The 1,168-nt window shown below is 42.3% G+C and carries 2 protein-coding genes; both read right to left on the bottom strand.

What is annotated here, in order from left to right:
• Window positions 1–158: 158 nt before the first annotated feature.
• Window positions 159–416 (bottom strand): GlsB/YeaQ/YmgE family stress response membrane protein, encoded by a 258-nt coding sequence (locus tag B4J23_RS02615; RefSeq protein WP_005233088.1) that lies wholly within the window; start codon window positions 414–416, stop codon window positions 159–161.
• A 175-nt stretch (window positions 417–591) separates the two neighbouring features.
• Entirely contained in the window at window positions 592–1,119 is a 528-nt protein-coding gene (gene hpt / locus B4J23_RS02610) for a hypoxanthine phosphoribosyltransferase (RefSeq protein WP_004780337.1), read from the bottom strand.
• Window positions 1,120–1,168 lie beyond the last annotated feature (49 nt).

The following is a 1,168-nucleotide window of genomic DNA, read 5'->3' as shown; positions in this document are numbered from 1 at the left end:
GAATGGTTTTAAAGTCATGGGCGCTCAGCCAGCAGAACAGATTGAACAAGGCTTCAAAGAATTCGGCCTGTAAAATTCTGACCATGATCAGCAAATAAAAAAAGAGCACCTATCTAGGCGCTCTTTTTTTTATGAAAGAAACTTATTCCAAGCAGAGCTTAGATCCGTTTACGTTTAGTCACCATATTGTAGATAAACAGGATGACTATGGCACCGATCACTGAAGCAATGAAACCTGCGGCAGAATCTTGGGAGTACAAGCCCAGCATACGTCCGGCAAAGGTCGCAACCAGTGAACCGGCAATCCCCAGCAGGGTCGTAACAATGAATCCAGCCTTGTCATCACCAGGATGAATTGCGCGTGCAACCAGACCCGCAATAAAACCCACTACAATTGCAACGATAATTGACCACATCGGCATACTCCTTGTTATCATGTCTTTGTTTTTACATCAGGTTTATCTTGCGGCAAGAAAAGCCCTGAAAAAAGTCATGTCCTGCAACGGGCTGTTGCGTTTTTGTTTGCTGTGTTACTGAAATGATTCAAGAAATAAAAAAAGTGGCACGAAGCCACTTCTTTTAAACCGGTTCTTAAAGACCGATTTCACCAATAAATGGAATATGACGGTATTTTTGATCATAGTCCAGACCGTAACCAACAATGAACTTGTCTTCGACTTCAAAGCCCAGGAATTTTACTTCCAGCTCGATTTCACGACGTGAAGGTTTACTCACCAAAGTGCATAGTTCAATTGAGTTTGGCTGACGGGTTTGCAGGATTTCCAGGACTTTACTTAAGGTATTACCTGAGTCAATAATATCTTCAACCACTAGCACATCTTTACCACGGATTTCACCGTCCAGATCTTTCAGGATTTTGACATCACGGCTCGAAATCGTACCACCGCCGTAGCTGGATACAGTCATGAAGTCGAGTTCATGTGGCTTGGTAATGGCACGACACAAGTCTGCCATGAAAATCACTGAACCGCGTAACAAACCGATAAGTACAAGCTCTTTGTCACTATTGGCATAGTGTGCATCGATTTTAGCACCAAGCTCTTTGACTTTAGCTTGAATTTCTTCAGCGGAAATCATTACGCTCATTTGAACGGTCATGGGTAGATACCTAAAAAATAAAAATAGCAAAATAAAAAAGGTGTTGACC

It is taken from the genome of Acinetobacter sp. UBA3025, from assembly GCF_002367915.1.
Lineage (GTDB): Bacteria > Pseudomonadota > Gammaproteobacteria > Pseudomonadales > Moraxellaceae > Acinetobacter.
This window is presented reverse-complemented; position numbering and strand designations above follow the sequence as displayed.